This window comes from Phaeobacter sp. (assembly GCF_022825805.1).
Lineage (GTDB): Bacteria > Pseudomonadota > Alphaproteobacteria > Rhodobacterales > Rhodobacteraceae > Phaeobacter.
In genome coordinates, this window is the sequence record NZ_JAJDWC010000028.1 from 82696 (window position 1) to 99435 (window position 16740).

The 16740-nt window shown below is 60.8% G+C and carries 16 protein-coding genes; 2 read left to right on the forward strand and 14 right to left on the reverse strand.

Annotation, left to right across the window (positions count from 1 at the left end; genetic code table 11):
• Positions 1-15: 15 nt before the first annotated feature.
• The 11 genes from Q0C28_RS03100 to Q0C28_RS03150 form a co-directional block, all read right to left on the reverse strand.
• Positions 16-1179: an NADH-quinone oxidoreductase subunit E gene (locus tag Q0C28_RS03100; protein ID WP_293573183.1), complete on the reverse strand. Its 1164-nt coding sequence runs from the start codon at positions 1177-1179 to the stop codon at positions 16-18.
• Positions 1179-2390, reverse strand: a complete 1212-nt coding sequence (locus Q0C28_RS03105; protein ID WP_293573184.1) for an NADH-quinone oxidoreductase subunit D — start codon at positions 2388-2390, stop codon at positions 1179-1181. Before Q0C28_RS03105 ends, Q0C28_RS03100 begins: the two co-directional genes overlap by 1 nt.
• Positions 2390-2995: an NADH-quinone oxidoreductase subunit C gene (locus Q0C28_RS03110; RefSeq protein WP_293573185.1), complete on the reverse strand. Its 606-nt coding sequence runs from the start codon at positions 2993-2995 to the stop codon at positions 2390-2392. The genes Q0C28_RS03105 and Q0C28_RS03110 overlap by 1 nt, the downstream gene beginning before the upstream one ends.
• Positions 2996-3020: 25 nt before the next feature.
• Positions 3021-3554: an NADH-quinone oxidoreductase subunit B family protein gene (locus Q0C28_RS03115; protein WP_293573186.1), complete on the reverse strand. Its 534-nt coding sequence runs from the start codon at positions 3552-3554 to the stop codon at positions 3021-3023.
• Positions 3545-3910, reverse strand: coding sequence for an NADH-quinone oxidoreductase subunit A (locus tag Q0C28_RS03120; protein WP_293573187.1), 366 nt, complete (start codon positions 3908-3910; stop codon positions 3545-3547). The genes Q0C28_RS03115 and Q0C28_RS03120 overlap by 10 nt, the downstream gene beginning before the upstream one ends.
• Before the next feature lie 237 nt (positions 3911-4147).
• Entirely contained in the window at positions 4148-4930 is a 783-nt protein-coding gene (locus Q0C28_RS03125; RefSeq protein WP_293573188.1) for a crotonase/enoyl-CoA hydratase family protein, read from the reverse strand.
• A gap of 11 nt (positions 4931-4941) precedes the next feature.
• A complete protein-coding gene (locus Q0C28_RS03130; protein WP_293573189.1) occupies positions 4942-5451 on the reverse strand; it encodes an AAA family ATPase in 510 nt (169 codons plus the stop codon).
• A 1-nt stretch (position 5452) separates the two neighbouring features.
• A complete protein-coding gene (locus tag Q0C28_RS03135; protein ID WP_293573190.1) occupies positions 5453-6304 on the reverse strand; it encodes a hydroxymethylglutaryl-CoA lyase in 852 nt (283 codons plus the stop codon).
• Positions 6305-6375: 71 nt separating this feature from the next.
• Positions 6376-8316, reverse strand: a complete 1941-nt coding sequence (locus Q0C28_RS03140; RefSeq protein WP_293573191.1) for an acetyl/propionyl/methylcrotonyl-CoA carboxylase subunit alpha — start codon at positions 8314-8316, stop codon at positions 6376-6378.
• Positions 8317-8325: 9 nt separating this feature from the next.
• Positions 8326-9930, reverse strand: coding sequence for a carboxyl transferase domain-containing protein (locus Q0C28_RS03145; protein WP_293573192.1), 1605 nt, complete (start codon positions 9928-9930; stop codon positions 8326-8328).
• An 88-nt stretch (positions 9931-10018) separates the two neighbouring features.
• Positions 10019-11593 (reverse strand): AMP-binding protein, encoded by a 1575-nt coding sequence (locus Q0C28_RS03150; RefSeq protein WP_293573193.1) that lies wholly within the window; start codon positions 11591-11593, stop codon positions 10019-10021.
• Between the two features lie 152 nt (positions 11594-11745).
• On the opposite strand from Q0C28_RS03150, the gene Q0C28_RS03155 reads away from it, so the two are divergent.
• Positions 11746-12357: an OmpW family outer membrane protein gene (locus Q0C28_RS03155; RefSeq protein ID WP_293573194.1), complete on the forward strand. Its 612-nt coding sequence runs from the start codon at positions 11746-11748 to the stop codon at positions 12355-12357.
• A 147-nt stretch (positions 12358-12504) separates the two neighbouring features.
• On the opposite strand, the gene Q0C28_RS03160 is transcribed toward Q0C28_RS03155, so the two are convergent.
• Together Q0C28_RS03160 and Q0C28_RS03165 are read right to left on the reverse strand one after the other, a co-directional pair.
• A complete protein-coding gene (locus Q0C28_RS03160) occupies positions 12505-12840 on the reverse strand; it encodes a hypothetical protein (protein ID WP_293573195.1) in 336 nt (111 codons plus the stop codon).
• A 51-nt stretch (positions 12841-12891) separates the two neighbouring features.
• Positions 12892-14052, reverse strand: coding sequence for an isovaleryl-CoA dehydrogenase (locus Q0C28_RS03165; RefSeq protein WP_293573196.1), 1161 nt, complete (start codon positions 14050-14052; stop codon positions 12892-12894).
• Positions 14053-14253: 201 nt separating this feature from the next.
• Here Q0C28_RS03165 and Q0C28_RS03170 point away from each other — a divergent pair, with 201 nt between their 5' ends.
• Positions 14254-15318, forward strand: a complete 1065-nt coding sequence (locus Q0C28_RS03170) for a Hint domain-containing protein (protein ID WP_293573197.1) — start codon at positions 14254-14256, stop codon at positions 15316-15318.
• A gap of 95 nt (positions 15319-15413) precedes the next feature.
• On the opposite strand, the gene Q0C28_RS03175 is transcribed toward Q0C28_RS03170, so the two are convergent.
• A complete protein-coding gene (locus Q0C28_RS03175) occupies positions 15414-16637 on the reverse strand; it encodes an aminotransferase class I/II-fold pyridoxal phosphate-dependent enzyme (protein WP_293573198.1) in 1224 nt (407 codons plus the stop codon).
• Positions 16638-16740 lie beyond the last annotated feature (103 nt).

Sequence of the window (16740 nt, forward strand, 5' to 3'; positions counted from 1 at the left end):
TGCGGGATCAGCCGTTCAGTCGTCGTTATACCGGCCGTCGGCCTTTGCCGTCTTGGCAAACTCGGTGACCTCACCCGCCGCCAGCTTTCCGGCCTGCTCGATCCAGCCATCGCGCTGAATGCGGCCTTTGAACTTCAAACGGTTGTCAACCCAGGCGATCTCTGCCTCGCTCCAGGCAGCGATCTGGTCAAAGTGGAAGAAGCCCAGCTCATTGAGCATGCTTTCCAATTTGGGACCAACGCCTTTCAACAGTTTCAGATCATCGGCACCGCCCTCGCGCGAGGCAGTGAGCACTTCGGGGGCTTTTTCTTCGCCCGCATCGGCCACATCCGCCTTGGCGGCTGGTGCTTTGGCGGCCGGTGCTTTCGGTGCTGCGGCCTTGGCAGCAGCGGCTTGTTTGGCGGCTGTCACAGGTTCTTTGGGCGCGGCAGGCGGCTGCTCGGAGGCGGAACGACCCGCGACGCTGCCATCAGCGGCAACCCAAGGCGTCAGGATCGGCACTTCGCCACCATCAATCCGCTTGACCGTATCGCCGATATCCGCCGCCAGTTGCACTGAGGCATTATACTGCGTCTTGCCGCTTTCATAGTCGGTGAGCGATGTCAGACCAGTACGGGGCTCTGCCGCGTAACGACCGTTTTGTGGGCCCGGCAGGGGCACCTGCCCGGCGGCCAGATCATCAAGCAGTTTGGCGAAACCTTCCGCTGTCAGATCCTCGTAGTAGTCTTTGCCGATCTGCGCCATCGGCGCATTGGTGCACGCGCCCAGACACTCCACCTCTTCCCAGGTGAACTTGCCATCTGCAGACAGGGTGAAGGGCTTGTTGGCGATCTTTTCCTGACAGACAGCAACCAGATCTTCGGCACCGCAGATCATGCAAGACGTGGTGCCGCAGATCTGAACATGTGCAACAGACCCGGTCGGCTGCAGCTGGAACATGAAATAAAAGGACGCCACTTCCAGCGCGCGGATATAGGCCATCCCCAGCATGTCCGCGACATATTCAATCGCAGGCTTGCTCAGCCAGCCTTCTTGTTCCTGGGCGCGCCACAACAGCGGAATGATCGCACTGGCCTGACGGCCATCAGGGAACTTTGTCAGCTGCGCCTCGGCCCAGGTCTGGTTGTCCGCCGTGAAGGCAAAACTGTCAGGTTGTTCGGAATGCAGACGACGAAGCATTAGCGGTCGATCTCCCCAAATACGACATCCATGGTGCCGATAATGGCCGCCACATCAGCCAGTTGGTGACCCTTGGCCACGTAATCCATTGCCTGCAGATGCAGATACCCCGGCGCGCGCAATTTGGCGCGATACGGTTTGTTGGTGCCATCCGCCACAAGGTAGACGCCGAACTCGCCCTTCGGGGCTTCGACCGCGGCGTAAACCTCGCCTGCGGGCACATGGAACCCTTCGGTGTAGAGTTTGAAGTGGTGGATCAGGCTTTCCATCGACCGTTTCATGTCGCCACGCTTGGGCGGTGTCAGCTTGCCACGTGCAAGAATGTCGCCGGGCGTTTCGCGCAGTTTGCTGATCGCCTGACGGATGATCGACAGCGACTGGCGCATCTCTTCCATGCGGACCAGATAGCGGTCGTAGCAATCACCGTTCTTGCCCACTGGGATCTGGAACTCGAACTCGTCGTAGCATTCATACGGCTGCGAACGACGCAGATCCCAGGCCAGGCCGGAACCGCGCACCATCACACCGGAGAAGCCGTATTTCAGGATGTCCTCTTCGGTGACGACGCCAATATCGGCGTTGCGCTGTTTGAAGATGCGGTTTTCCGTCAGCAGACCGTCGATGTCATCCATCACGGCCGGAAACGTGTGGCTCCAGGCTTCGATGTCATCGATCAGCGCATCTGGCAGATCCTGGTGCACCCCACCGGGGCGGAAATAGGCTGCGTGCAAGCGCGCACCACAGGCACGCTCGTAGAAGATCATCAGCTTTTCGCGCTCTTCGAACCCCCAGAGCGGCGGCGTCAGCGCGCCAACGTCCATCGCCTGCGTGGTGATGTTCAGCAGGTGGTTCAGAATGCGGCCGATTTCAGAATACAGCACCCGGATCAGCGAGGCACGGCGCGGCACCTCTGTGCCTGTCAGCTTTTCGATGGCCAGACACCAGGCGTGTTCCTGGTTCATCGGCGCCACATAATCCAGCCGGTCAAAATACGGCAGGTTCTGCAGATAGGTCCGGCTTTCCATCAGCTTTTCGGTGCCGCGGTGCAGCAGGCCGATATGCGGGTCACAGCGCTCGACGATCTCGCCGTCGAGCTCCAGCACCAGACGCAAAACGCCGTGCGCCGCAGGGTGCTGCGGGCCAAAGTTGATGTTGAAGTTCCGGATCTTCTGTTCGCCCGTCAGGGCATCATCCATTTTGGAGCCGTCCATCACTTCGCCCCCTCCTTCTCATCACCGGGGAGGATGTACTCTGCGCCCTCCCAGGGAGACATAAAGTCAAACTGACGATATTCCTGAACCAGATTCACCGGCTCATAGACCACGCGCTTCTGCGCTTCGTCATACCGCACCTCGGTGTATCCGGTGGTGGGGAAATCCTTGCGCAGCGGATATCCGCGGAAGCCATAATCGGTGAGGATCCGGCGCAAATCCGGGTGACCTGTGAACAGGATGCCGAACATGTCGAAGACTTCGCGCTCAAACCAGTTGGCAGAGGGATGCACATCCACAATAGAAGGCAGCATCTCATCTTCGCGGATCGACACCCGCAGGCGGATCCGGTGGTTCTGGTACATCGACAGGAAGTGATAGACGACATCGAACCGCTTGGCGCGCTCGGGGTAGTCCACCGCCGTCACGTCCACCAGCGAAGAAAACTTGCACCGTGGTTCGGCACGCAGGAATTCAACCAGACCGGCGATATTGGCCGGGGCGACATCCACGTTCAACTCACCAAAGCTGACATCCCAGCCAAGCACGCAGTCCGGGCGCTTCAGCTCAATCAGGGCACCGAGTTCTTTCAGGGCTTCAGTCATTCGCTTTTTCTCCAACCAAAGCGGATCAACGCACCAGGGTGCCGGTGCGGCGAATCTTGCGTTGCAGCTGCATCAGGCCATAGAGCAGCGCCTCTGCGGTGGGTGGGCAGCCCGGCACATATACGTCCACAGGCACCACGCGGTCACAGCCACGCACAACCGAATAGCTGTAGTGGTAGTAGCCACCGCCATTCGCGCAGGACCCCATCGAGATCACATAGCGAGGTTCGGGCATCTGGTCGTAAACCTTGCGCAGGGCGGGTGCCATTTTATTGGTCAGCGTGCCCGCAACGATCATCACGTCTGACTGACGCGGGGAGGCACGCGGCGCGATGCCAAAACGCTCCGCATCATAGCGGGGCATAGAGGTGTGCATCATTTCAACGGCGCAGCAGGCCAGACCAAAGGTCATCCAGTGCAACGATCCAGTGCGCGCCCAGTTGATGATGTCTTCTGCCGAGGTCAGCAAGAACCCTTTGTCCTGCAGCTCGTTGTTCAGCGCCTGGGTGACCATTTCCTTGTCGACACCGGCGGTGTTTGCTCCCGTCATCACTCCCATTCCAGGGCCCCCTTCTTCCACTCATAGGCGAAACCGATCGTCAGGACCGCCAAGAAGACCATCATCGACCAGAACCCCGCATCGCTGATGTCTTTGAAGGCGACAGCCCAGGGAAACAGGAAGGCGATTTCGAGATCGAAAATGATGAACAGAATCGACACCAGATAGAATCGCACGTCAAACTTCATGCGGGCGTCATCGAAGGCGTTGAACCCGCATTCATAGGCGCTGACCTTTTCGGGGTCCGGGTTGCGAACCGCAAGCACCACAGCTGCCAGAATCAGGACCAGCCCCAATCCGACCGCCACGGCCAGAAACACCAGAATAGGGAGGTATTCCCTCAACATCTCTTCCACGAGTAGCTCCTTTCCGCGCGCACAAGCTATCATGCACCGTCAATTGGCGTGTTGACTGGGCTTGTGTCTACCCCCCTGCCCCCCACCCGTCAACCAACCCATGGTTAATGGATCACGCGACGATAACATGTGTGGAGGGTCAGTATGGCGCTACAGAATCCCAAGCTTTTTCATAGGATAAGGCACCATTGGTAAAAGACACGTATCTGACAGGAAAAAGCGGCAATAAAGTCCGCATTAACGCTGCCAGGATGGTTTTTCCTTGGCAAAAAATGCAGCGATCCCTTCCTGGGCCTCTGGACCTTCCCAACGCTCCACCAGGGCGGCGATGGTGCGATCAATTACCGCATCATCAATTCTCGGCCCCAAATCACGCAGAAGTGCCTTTGCGGAGGCCACAGCACCGGGCGCACAGCTGAGATAAGGCGCAACCTCCGCCTCCACCGCCGCGGCGAGATCCTGCGCGGGCACGGCTTTGGCCAAAAGCCCCAAATCGATTGCTTCTGCCGCATCAAACAGCCGGGCCGCCATGAACACACGGCGGGCACGCGCCTCGCCCATCCGCGCGGCCACATAGGGGCCGATGGTGGCCGGTATCAGCCCCAAGCGGGTTTCCGTCAGCCCCATTTTGATATGATCCGCCCCGATGGCCACATCACAAACCGAAGCCATGCCGACCCCGCCCCCGAAGGCGTTGCCCTGGAGGGCGCCAATCACCGGTTGCCGCAGCGTGTTGATCGCCATCAGCATTTCTGCCAGCACCCGCGCCTCGCGTCCGCGCGTCACCGGATCCGCAGACATCTGCGCCTGCATCCACCCCAGATCGCCCCCGGCACAGAAACTCTTACCCGCGCCGGTCAGGACAACCACGCGAATGCTCTGGTCGGCGGCAATCGCAGCGGCCGCTGCTTTCAACTCCTGCAGCATCTGGCCCGACATCGCGTTGTGTTTCTCCGGACGGTTCAATGTCAGCGTGGCGACGCCGCGTGCGTCCGTGGACAGGAGGAGAGTTTCATACATGGCCTTGCCTTTCAGGTGGTCTGGATGTGGCGGAAAATTTCAGCCGCCACATGTTCGGGGGACTGTGCCGCCGTATCGATGATCAGATCTGCGCCATCAAACGGCTCGAAGTGACGCTGCTGCACGCTGGCCCAGTCAGCGGGCTGCCATCCTTCGATGGTGGATCTGCGGTGATCGACGCGATGTTTGTGCTGCGCCAGATCAGAACAGGTCAGCCAGACGTCAATATGTCTGGCCCCCAAGCTCTGCGCAGGTTTGCGCCAGGCTGTGCGTGTCAGGGCGATGGGATTGACACAATCCGAGATCACCCAATGCCCCTGTCGCAGCGCGGCCTGCGCCATCACCTGCGCTGCGGCATAGCCCGCATCCGCCAGGTCGTCTGTCTTCATATGCGAGTGCCGCATCGCGGTTTCGATCTCGTCCAGACACAGCCAGATCGCGCCAGACATATCAGACAGCGCGCACGCCACACTGGATTTCCCGACGCCCGGCAGGCCGGACAGGCAGACGAGACCCGCCATGTTATCCCCGCATCGCCCGCGCCATATCGGCCGCATCGGCAAGGACAGCACCATCCAGCCCGGTATCATATCCCAGACGCGTCAGATGATCATGAACCGCTTCGGTGGCGACATTGCCCGCCGCACCCGGCGCATAGGGGCATCCACCCAAACCGCCAACCGCCGCATCAAAGACCCGCACCCCCAACGACAGCGAGGCGTCGATATTGTCCATCGCCCGGCCAGAGGTGTCGTGATAGTGTCCCGCCAAACGGCTAACCGGCACCCGGTCACGCACCGCAAGCAACATGCGCGCAATGGAATCGGGCGTGGCCTGTCCGATGGTGTCGCCCAATGAGATTTCATAGCACCCCATGGCAAACAGACGATCCGCAAGATCAGCCACTTTGCCCGGATCGGTGGGGCCATCAAAAGGGCAGTCCGCAACACAGGAGATATAGCCGCGCACCGGCAGGTCGATGTGGCGCGCGGCCTCAATGATCGGGGTGAACCGCTCGATGGATTCTGCCACGCTGGCGTTGATGTTGGCCTTGGAGAAACCCTCAGAGGCGGAGGCAAAGATTGCAATCTCATCCGCCTTCGCGACCAGCGCATCCTCATACCCCCGCATATTCGGGGTCAGCGCCGCATAGCGAATGCCGCTGGTGCGAGAAATCGCTGCAAGCACGTCACCCGAGCCCGCCATCTGCGGCACCCATTTGGGGGAGACGAAACTGGCCACCTCGATACGGCGGAACCCAGCCTGGCTGAGCCGGTCAATCAGCGCGACCTTTTCGGCCACGGGAATATCGCGTTTCTCGTTTTGCAGCCCGTCGCGTGGCCCAACTTCAAAAATCTCGACAGTGTCACCCATGAAAACTCCTCCGCCTAAACCTGTTCTTTAAAACGCTGGCCCATGCGCGCCACATCCTCAGGCATCCCTGATCAGTCGTCCGCCTCGGTCAACCGCACCAGCGCGGCACCGGCCTCCACCTGATCCCCCGCTGCTGCCAGCACCTCGGCGACGGTCCCATCGCGCGCTGCCAAGAGTGAGTGTTCCATTTTCATCGCTTCAAGGATAGCCAGTCTGTCGCCTTCTTTCACCTCAGCGCCCGTTTCGGCAAACACAGCCTTCACAAGGCCCGGCATCGGCGCCTCGATCACCGCGCTGTCGCCGCCGCTGTCGCTGGCACGATCCAGCGGATCAAGAAGGTCAAAAGCGAGGCTGTGGCGGCCAAAGACGGTGATCTGCCCATCCGCAACGGCGACCTGTGGCAGGGTAACGCCGTTCAGACGCCAGGTCTGGCCATCGTGATGGATCTCCTGGGTGGTGTCCTCCCAGATCCAGCGCTGCGCTTTTGGCCCCAGAACCTCCACGGCCAGATCCAGCAGGTCTTCCCCCAGCCGCAATTGCACTGCACGGCGCAACGGTGCCCAGAGCGTGAAACCAGCCTCGGCCTCTGCCCCTGTCAGATCAAGCGCAGCCTGTCCCGCAGCCACCCATTGCGCGGCCGCGAGGGGCGGGATCGCCGTCAGATCGCTCAGGTCCCGTGCAATCAGCCCGGTGTCCACCGCCCCACGGCCAAAGCCGTCGTGGGCAGCAAGAGCGGCGAGGAACGACAGGTTGGTCACGGTGCCCGCGACTTCGGTCTGCGCCAAGGCCTGACGCAGTTGGGACAGCGCCAGATCGCGGGTGGTGCCATGCACGATGACCTTGGCAATCATCGGGTCATACCAGGGACTGATCGTGTCACCGGTGCGCACACCGCTGTCGGCGCGGCAGCTGTCAGGAAACGCCAGATGCGACAGCGTGCCGGTGGCAGGCAAAAACCCTTTGGGCACATCCTCTGCATAGAGCCGCGCTTCAAACGCATGGCCGGTGATGGACAGCTCCGCCTGCTGAACAGGCAGGCTCTCGCCCGCGGCAACGCGCAGCTGCCATTCCACCAGATCGACACCGGTGATCAGCTCCGTGACCGGGTGTTCCACCTGCAGTCGGGTGTTCATCTCCATGAACCAGAACCCGTCGGTGCGCAGCCCGTCCGAGCCGTCCACGATGAATTCAACGGTGCCCGCGCCCTTATAGCCAATGGCCTCTGCTGCGCGTACACCGGCCTGCCCCATCGCTGCGCGCATTTCCGCGGTCATGCCCGGTGCGGGGGCTTCCTCGATCACCTTTTGATGGCGGCGCTGCAGCGAGCAGTCGCGTTCAAACAAATGCACCGCCTGGGTGCCATCGCCAAAGACCTGCACTTCGATGTGGCGCGGTTGTTGGATATACTTCTCGATCAAAACATCCGGGTTGCCGAAGGCGGTGGTCGCCTCACCCTGCGCGCTCTTCAAGGCTTCGGCAAAATCACCGGCAGCCTCGACAAGGCGCATGCCCTTGCCACCGCCCCCCGCGACGGCTTTGATCAGGACCGGATAGCCGATTTTTTCCGCCTCAGCCGCCAGAAAGTCCGGATCCTGATTGGCGCCGTGATAGCCAGGAACCACCGGAACGCCTGCCTCTTCCATCAGAACTTTGGCGGCGTCTTTCAAACCCATTTTGCGGATTGCATCGGCTGAAGGGCCAATGAACGTCAGGCCAGCCGCCTCGACGGCATCCACAAATTCGGGGTTTTCCGACAGGAATCCATAGCCCGGGTGGATCGCCTGCGCGCCGGTTGATTTGGCGATTGCAATGATATCATCGCCCAAGAGATAGCTGTCGGCAGGGGCCGGTCCGGTGCCGATGTGGCAGGCTTCATCTGCCAGAGCGACATGTTTTGCGCCGCGATCTGCGTCGGAATAGATCGCGACGGTTTTCACGCCCAGCGCACGTGCGGTTTCCATAACACGGCAGGCAATCTCGCCGCGGTTGGCAATCAGGATTTTGTCAAACATCGGAGATCCTCACATCCGGAACACGCCAAAGCGCGTATCTTCGATCGGGGCATTCAGGGCCGCACTCAGCGAAAGCGCCAGCACGTCACGGGATTTGCGCGGGTCAATGATGCCATCATCCCACAGCCGCGCTGAGGCATAGAGCGGATGGCTCTGCTCCTCGAACATATCGATCGTGGGTTGCTTGAAAGCGGCTTCTTCCGCCGCGCTCCAACTGCCGCCCTGCCGTTCGATGGCGTCGCGTTTGACCGTGGCCAGAACCCCAGCCGCCTGCTCACCGCCCATCACCGAGATGCGCGAATTCGGCCAGCTCCACAGGAACCGCGGCTGATAGGCACGGCCCGACATGCCGTAGTTGCCCGCACCAAAGGAGCCGCCGACCAGCATTGTGACCTTTGGCACATTGGTGGTCGCCACCGCCGTCACCATCTTGGCGCCATGGCGGGCGATGCCTTCGTTTTCGTATTTGCGCCCCACCATGAAACCGGTGATGTTTTGCAAGAACACCAGCGGGATCTTGCGCTGGCTGCACAGTTCGACGAAATGCGCGCCCTTCTGCGCGGCTTCGGAGAACAGCACGCCGTTGTTGGCGATGATGCCCACGGGACAGCCTTTGACATGGGCAAAACCGGTCACCAGGGTTTCGCCAAAGCGCGGTTTGAATTCATCAAAACGGGAGCCGTCAACCAGCCGTGCGATCACCTCGCGGATGTCATAGGGCGTGCGCAGATCGCCCGGCACCACGCCCAGGATCTCTTCGGGATCATAGGCCGGATCTTCGGGAGAGGCCCAATTCACATTCAGCGGCTTCGTGAGGTTGAGCGACTGGACCGCACGGCGCGCCAGGGCCAGCGCATGGGCGTCATCCTCGGCCAGATAATCCGCCACGCCAGAAAGCCGGGTGTGCACATCGCCACCGCCCAGATCCTCGGCAGAGACAACTTCGCCGGTGGCGGCCTTCACCAGCGGCGGACCTGCCAGGAAAATCGTGCCCTGTTCCTTCACGATGATGGTGACATCGGACATGGCGGGCACATAGGCGCCACCTGCGGTGCAGGACCCCATCACGACCGCAATCTGCGGAATGCCCTTCGCCGACATCCGCGCCTGATTGTAGAAGATGCGCCCGAAATGGTCGCGATCCGGGAAGACCTCGTCCTGATTGGGCAGGTTGGCGCCGCCGCTGTCGACCAGATAGATACAGGGGAGATGGTTTTCCTCTGCAATTTCCTGCGCGCGCAGGTGTTTTTTGACCGTCATGGGATAATAGGTGCCACCCTTCACGGTGGCATCATTGCAAACCACCATGACGTCCTGACCGTGGATCCGCCCAATGCCCGCAATCACGCCCGCACAGGGTGCTGCGCCATCATACATCGCATGCGCAGCGGTGGCGCCGATTTCCAGAAACGGAGCACCCGGATCAAGCAGGTTTGCCACACGCCTGCGCGGCAACATCTTGCCCCGGCTTTCGTGGCGGGCACGAGATTTTTCGCCGCCGCCCATGCGCGCGGCCTCTGCCACCTCACTGACCTGTGCAAGGGCCTCAAGATGGGCGAAGCGGTTCTGTTTGAAGCCGTCTGACGAGGGCATCGCCTTGGATGTGAGTTTCATGTGCTCTCTCCTAGAATCAGGCTCAGTCTAAGGGGTGAAAATGTACGGCACGTGCTGGGTGCGCACGGTCGGGTGGCAACAGGCGAGATCATTGACCGGCCTCCGCGATCGCGCGGGCCTTCAGCTCCTTGCGGATCACCTTGCCTGTCACGGTCATTGGCAGCGCGTCGAGGAATTCCACTTCGCGGGGGTAGGAGTATTGTGCGAGGCGTTGCTTGACGTAATCCTGCAGCTCTTTTTCGGCGGGGGCGTAGCCCGGTTTCACCACCACATAGGCTTTGACGATTTCGGTGCGCAATTCATCGGGTTTGCCAACCACCCCAACCGTTGCAACAGCCGGGTGGGTCATCAGGCAATCTTCGATCTCTGCCGGACCGATGCGATAACCTGCAGAGGTGATCACATCATCTTCGCGGCCCACAAAGCGCAGGTAATCGCTCTCCCAGATGCCGCGATCTCCGGTGATCAGCCAATCACCGCGAAACTTCTCGGCGGTGGCCTCCGGCCGGTTCCAATATTCCAAGAGCATAGAAGCAGAGCCTCGACGGATCGCGACATCGCCTTCCTCATTCGTTGGGTGGCCGTCGGCATCAATCACCGCCAGCCCATGGCCGGGCACCGCTTTGCCGATGCAGCCAGGGCGCGGGGCAAAATCTACAGCGCAGGACGAGGCGACCATATTGCACTCGGTCTGGCCGTAGAATTCGTTGATCGTGACGCCCAGATTCTGCTGGCCCCAGGCGAGCATCTCTGCGCCCAGGGGCTCCCCGCCGCTGGCAACGGAACGCAGACCGTCGAGCCCCTGCTCCGCAGATTTCAACACGCGCAAGGCTGTGGGCGGGAAGAACACGTTGCGCACCGCGCCGCGGGCAATGATGTCGGCGCAGGCCTCTGGCGAAAATTTATCAAGGCGCGCGGCCACCACAGGGACGCCAAGCGCAAGACCCGGCATCAGCACATCAAACAAGCCCCCGATCCAGGCCCAATCTGCAGGGGTCCACAGGCAATCCCCGGCCTGCCCGAGGTGATCATGGCTAATCGCCACCCCCGGCAAATGACCGCAGAGCACACGATGGCCATGCAGCGCGCCCTTTGCGGTTCCGGTGGTGCCGGATGTGTAGATCAGCACGGCCGGGGTGTCCGGGCCCGTTTGCGCAAAGGCCAGGCGCGCAGGGGCGGCGTCCCCAGATCCGACGGCTCCATCAGACGCGACAGCCGCATCAGGCTGCAACAGCGGCTCCACCCGCAGCGGCTGTGCCAAATCACCCAGTTGCTGCTGGCCTGCCGCATCAGTCAGAACGTAACGCAGCCCCGCATCGTTGATGCGTGTGGCCAGCGCGTCATGCTGAAACAGCTTGAACAATGGCACCGAAATGGCACCGGTTTTCCAGATCGCCAGATGCGCCGCGGCGCAGCCCACCGACTGGCTCAGCAAGACGCCAACCCGGTCGCCCTTTTGAACCATGGTCATCAGATGGCGGGCGATGCGATCAACGTGGGCGTGCAGCGCGCCAAAGGTCACATCCCGGCGCTCCGCCCCTGTCAGATCAATCAGCGCCAGATGCGCATCGGGATGATCCAACGCCTGCGCCGCCATATTCAGCGTCTCGGGAAACTGCCAGGAGCCATCGGGCTGCAAACCCGGATAGGTGGTCGCTGTCATGAGTGGAAGCCCTCCGGTTTCTGCATAGCAGCCATGCAGATTTGTCTTACTTGTCTTGGGGATAGGATGCCCTGTTCTTGATCCAGATCAGGGCACGGGCGGGCATCGTGGTGCATGGTCCTGTCACGACAGACAGAAGAGAGATAACCCAAATGACCCGTATGATCTCCGCCCTGACCCTGGGCACCGCACTGAGCGCCATCGTCGCTATGGCTGGACCGGCTGTGGCACAATCCCAGGGCGATTGGACCGTCGGCATCGGCATTGCCAACGTCAATCCGAAGTCCGACAACGGCACCGTCGGCGGCGCTGCTGCAACCATTGATGATGACACCGCGCTGACCTTCACCGCCGAGTATTTCATCCGCGACAACATCGGCATCGAACTGCTGGCCGCCAGCCCGTTCAAACATGATATCCGGCTGAATGGCGCCGATGCGGCCACCACCAAACATCTGCCGCCCACCCTGTCGGTCAACTATCACTTCCCCACCGAAGGGCGCTTCAAACCCTTTGTGGGCCTTGGTGTGAACTACACCACCTTCTTTGAGGAAACCACACCGGCTGGCGTGATCTCGCTGGATGACAGCATTGGTCTGGCGCTGAACCTTGGCGCCGACTGGCAGGTGTCCGACCGCGGGGCGTTGCGCTTCAATGTCCGTTACATGGATATCGAAACCGACGTCACCCTGAACGGTGCCGCAGTGGGAACCGCAGAGATTGACCCGGTTGTTGTCGGCTTCGGCTACGTGCACCGGTTCTGATCCCAATTCCTGTTGTTCGTTGCAGAGGCCTGATGGCCGCAACGATTGCGATACTGATGAGACGCCGCACTTGCGGCGTCTTTTTTTGTTTTGTTACGCCCGTCTGGTCTGGGTGAGGCACCCAGCCCGCGGCATTTGTGCGACCGGTCAGGTCTGCGGTGCCAATGGCGTGGCTGTGTCTGGCCCGCTCTCGCAGACGAGCCCACCAAGCCAGTTGATCTCATATCGAAACAGCCGGTCCGGCGTGCTCGCCGTGGGCTGACAGGTCAGCACCAGCCAGACCCAGACACCGCGTCCTGGCGTGGCGAAGCAATCGGTCGGCGCCGCAGTGCCTGGCATTTGCGCCTCGGCATGCTGCTGCAGATAGCGCTGCGCATAGAAGTTGATGGCATCCGTCTCTGTCAGACCCTGGCGCAGCCCGCCATAGCGATACCCCAAAACCGCCAACAACACCGTCAGCAGAACAAATGGGGCCCAGAACATCAGACGCATGACACTCCTCACGTGCAGTGGCAGCCAGCAGAGCGCGGCCAGTTACATCTGCCCCATCAATTCGCGGCCGATCAGCATCCGGCGGATTTCACTGGTGCCAGCGCCAATTTCCATCAGCTTGGCATCGCGGAAGATACGCCCCACCGGATTGTCGTTCAGATAGCCCGCACCGCCAAAGGCCTGCACTGCCTGATGTGCCTGGGTCATCGCCACCTCAGAAGCATAAAGACAGCAGGCCGCTGCATCCTGGCGGGTCACCGTGCCGTTGTCACAGGCTTTCGCCACCTCATAGACATAGGCACGCGCCGTGTTCATTGCGGTATACATATCGGCAATCTTACCCTGCATCAGCTGGAAATTCCCGATCGGCTGGCCGAACTGTTTGCGCTCTTTCATGTAGGGCATCATCTCGTCCATACAGGCGGCAATGATCCCAGTGCCAATACCCGCCAGCACCACGCGCTCATAATCGAGGCCGGACATCAGCACCTGAACGCCCTTGCCCTCTTCGCCGAGCACGTTTTCAAATGGCACTTCCACATCTTCAAACACCAGCTCTGCGGTGTTGGAGCCGCGCATGCCCAGCTTGTCGAAATGCTTGGAGGTGGAGAAACCGGTCATCTCTTTTTCGATCAGAAACGCGGTGATCCCCTTGGACCCTGCGTCGGGGTCGGTTTTGGCGTAAACCACTAGCGTGTCGGCGTCCGGGCCGTTGGTGATCCAGTATTTGTTGCCGTTCAGACGATAGTGATCGTTGCGCTTTTCCGCGCGCAGCGACATGGACACAACATCTGATCCGGCCCCCGCCTCGGACATGGCCAGCGCCCCGACGTGTTCGCCAGAGATCAGGCGCGGCAGATATTTTTCCCGCTGCGCGTCATTGGCATTCAGTTTGATCTGGTTGACGCAGAGGTTGGAGTGGGCGCCATAGGACAGAGAGACCGACGCGCTGGCGCGGGCAATCTCTTCGATGGCGACGGTATGCGCCAGATAGGACATGCCAGCCCCGCCGTATTCTTCGGGCACCGTGATACCCAACAGGCCCAGATCGCCCATTTCCTTCCACAGTTCGGAAGGGAACTCGTTCTTCTGGTCGATCTCTTGCGCCATTGGCTTGACGCGCTCTTGCGCCCAGCGATGCACCATATCGCGCAGTGCGTTGACCTCATCGCCGAGATCGAAAGTCATACTGGCCGTGAACATGTGATCCTCCCATGACGCCCTTTATTGAACACTTGTTCATTAATAGCCTCAACCCGCCCCGACAGTCAACAAGCCGCCGCAAATGTCGTGCTGAAATGACGCAACGGACGGAATTCACCCATTCTTGACTGTACCCTGCCATATTACCGCCCTACTCAACGGCGAATTGAGTAAACGATACATTTGTGAAGATGTTAAAGAATGCAGAATCTTATCCTCAACGGCACGTTCAACAGCGGCTCGGCTTTTTGGACCGGAACCGATATTGAGGCGAGCTATCGCGAAGGCGCCTATCTCGGGAACGGCTCGTCCAATCGCGTGTCGGAAATTGATGGCAATGGCAGCGCCACGACAGTGATGCAGCAGACCTTCACCGTGACCGATCCGGTGTCCACCGAAGTCACGCTGGATGTGGCCTTGCGCAACGCGGCGCTGGGACAGGCGGGCATCGATGGATTTGTGATGGAGGTCCTGGATTCATCCGGCAATGTGATCTCCGGCATGACGGTTCTACCGACCACCAACAGCTTCACCCAGGTGACACTGGCGGTGGATTTCACCGATGCGGGCGACTACACGCTTCGGTTCACGGAAATCGGCAACAATGACAGCCTTGGGGCGATCATCGACAATGTGGCCATCATGGTCTGCTATTGTGGTGGCACCGAGATCGACACGCCCTCCGGCCCCCGCAAAATCGAAACGCTGCGTGCAGGCGATCTGGTTTCGACCGAAAACGGGCCTCGCCCAGTGCGATGGATCGGCCGCAGTAATCTGACAGCGCAGGATCTGGAGCAGCACGACAAACTGCGCCCGGTCTGCATTTCGGCGGGCGCACTGGGCCACGGCGTGCCCAACGCGCCATTGCGGGTGTCGCGGCAGCATCGCATGGTCGTGCGGTCTCAGGTGGCGCAACGCATGTTTGGCGCGGCCGAGGTAATGGTGCCTGCAATCCGGCTGGTGTCACTGCCCGGTATCGCTTTGGCAGAAACGGCGCAGGCGGTGTCCTACTTCCATCTGGTGTTTGACGATCATGAAATCATCCGGGCCAATGGCGCGCCGAGCGAGAGCCTACTGCTGACGGCCCAATCCCTGCGCGCCCTGTCGCCTGCGGCGCAAGACGAGCTGCGCACGCTGTTTCCGGATCTGACTGATCGGTTCGCGGGGGACTGTGATAGCGCGCGCCTGATCCCGGCTCGGAACCGGCAAAAGCGGCTGATTGAGCGGTTGCAGAAAAACCATCAACCCGTCGTCGACACCCGCTGAGCGGAGGCCCTTGGTTATTGCTGCGGCTTCGCCAGGGTTGGCGCGACCGCGCAGCACCGGCGGCGAGACCAGCACCTGAAACGGAGTCGCCGACGTCAGTCGCGCAAGGGCAACTGCCCCTGGCTCTGATAGGCGGCTGCGACCTCTGCGCGGATGATGCGGGCGATCTGATCGCAATCTTCCAATGAAAACGTCAGCGGCACCCGCATATCGATGACACCTGCCAGGATGCGATCTGTCGCTGGCATTTGGGGGGCGTCTGCATAGCGCCAGCTGTCATAGCGTGACGTGAAAGCCACCGGCTCAGCGCCGCCAAACCATTTCAGCTCCACGCCCCGTTGCGCGCAGCGTTCCAGCACCTGTTCCACTCCCGCCGCGGACCAATCCAGCAGCAGGAACTGGAACGAGGAGCCGACATAGACTTCCTGTTCGGGACGCTCCACCACGGTCAATCCTGGCGTTTCACGCAGCCCCTGCTCGAGGCGGCGATAGCGATCATTCCAACGGCTGACCTGCCGGTCCAGATCGGCCAGCTGCGGCCGCAGGATCGCCGCGCGCAGATTGTCCATCCGCCCGGAGATATTTGGCATGTGATATTTGATGCCCTCAAACACATCAGGCGGTGGCGCCGCACGGTGGCGGGCATAGAGCATATAGGAGCCTGACATCATGATCGCGCGGGCCGCAATCTGCGGATCAGAGGTGACAAGCAGGCCACCCTCGCCGGAATTGACGTGTTTGTAGGTCTGGCAGGAGTAACAGCCCACGGCCCCATGCAGGCCAGATGGCGTCCCGTTCCAGGATGCCCCCATGGTATGAGCGCAGTCCTCGATCACCGTGACACCGGCGGCGGTGCAGATCTCCATCAAACGGTCCATATCACACAGATGCCCGCGCATATGGGACAGCATCAGCACTTTGGCAGCATCAGGCGCGCGCAGCTTTTGCGCCAGATCATCCAGATCCAACGTCAGTTGCTCGGTCACCTCGACATAAACAGGACGCGCCCCAACCGCTGCAATCGCGCCGGGCACGGGCGCGAGGGTGAAGGCATTGGTTAGGACAGAATCTCCCGGCGTCACACCCACCGCACGCAGGGCTGTCGCCAAGGCATAGCCACCGGACGACACCGCCAAACAATAAGGAACGCCCATCTGCGCGGCGAATTCCTCTTCGAGGAGTGTGGTCTCGCCAACCTCCCCTTCCGCAACGTTGTAGCGATGGAGACGACCATGGCGCATGACGGCCACAGCCGCATCGATCGCGGCTTCGGGGATGGGTTCTTGCTGGGTGAAACTGCCAGTGAAAATCTCGCTCATGGGATGTTTGTGAAACCGCGACGGCAGGAGGTCAAGCCCGCATGTATCCGCGCCGTCGGTTTTGGCATGACGGCACGGCCCAGACTGGTCCCGGCGGATCGCT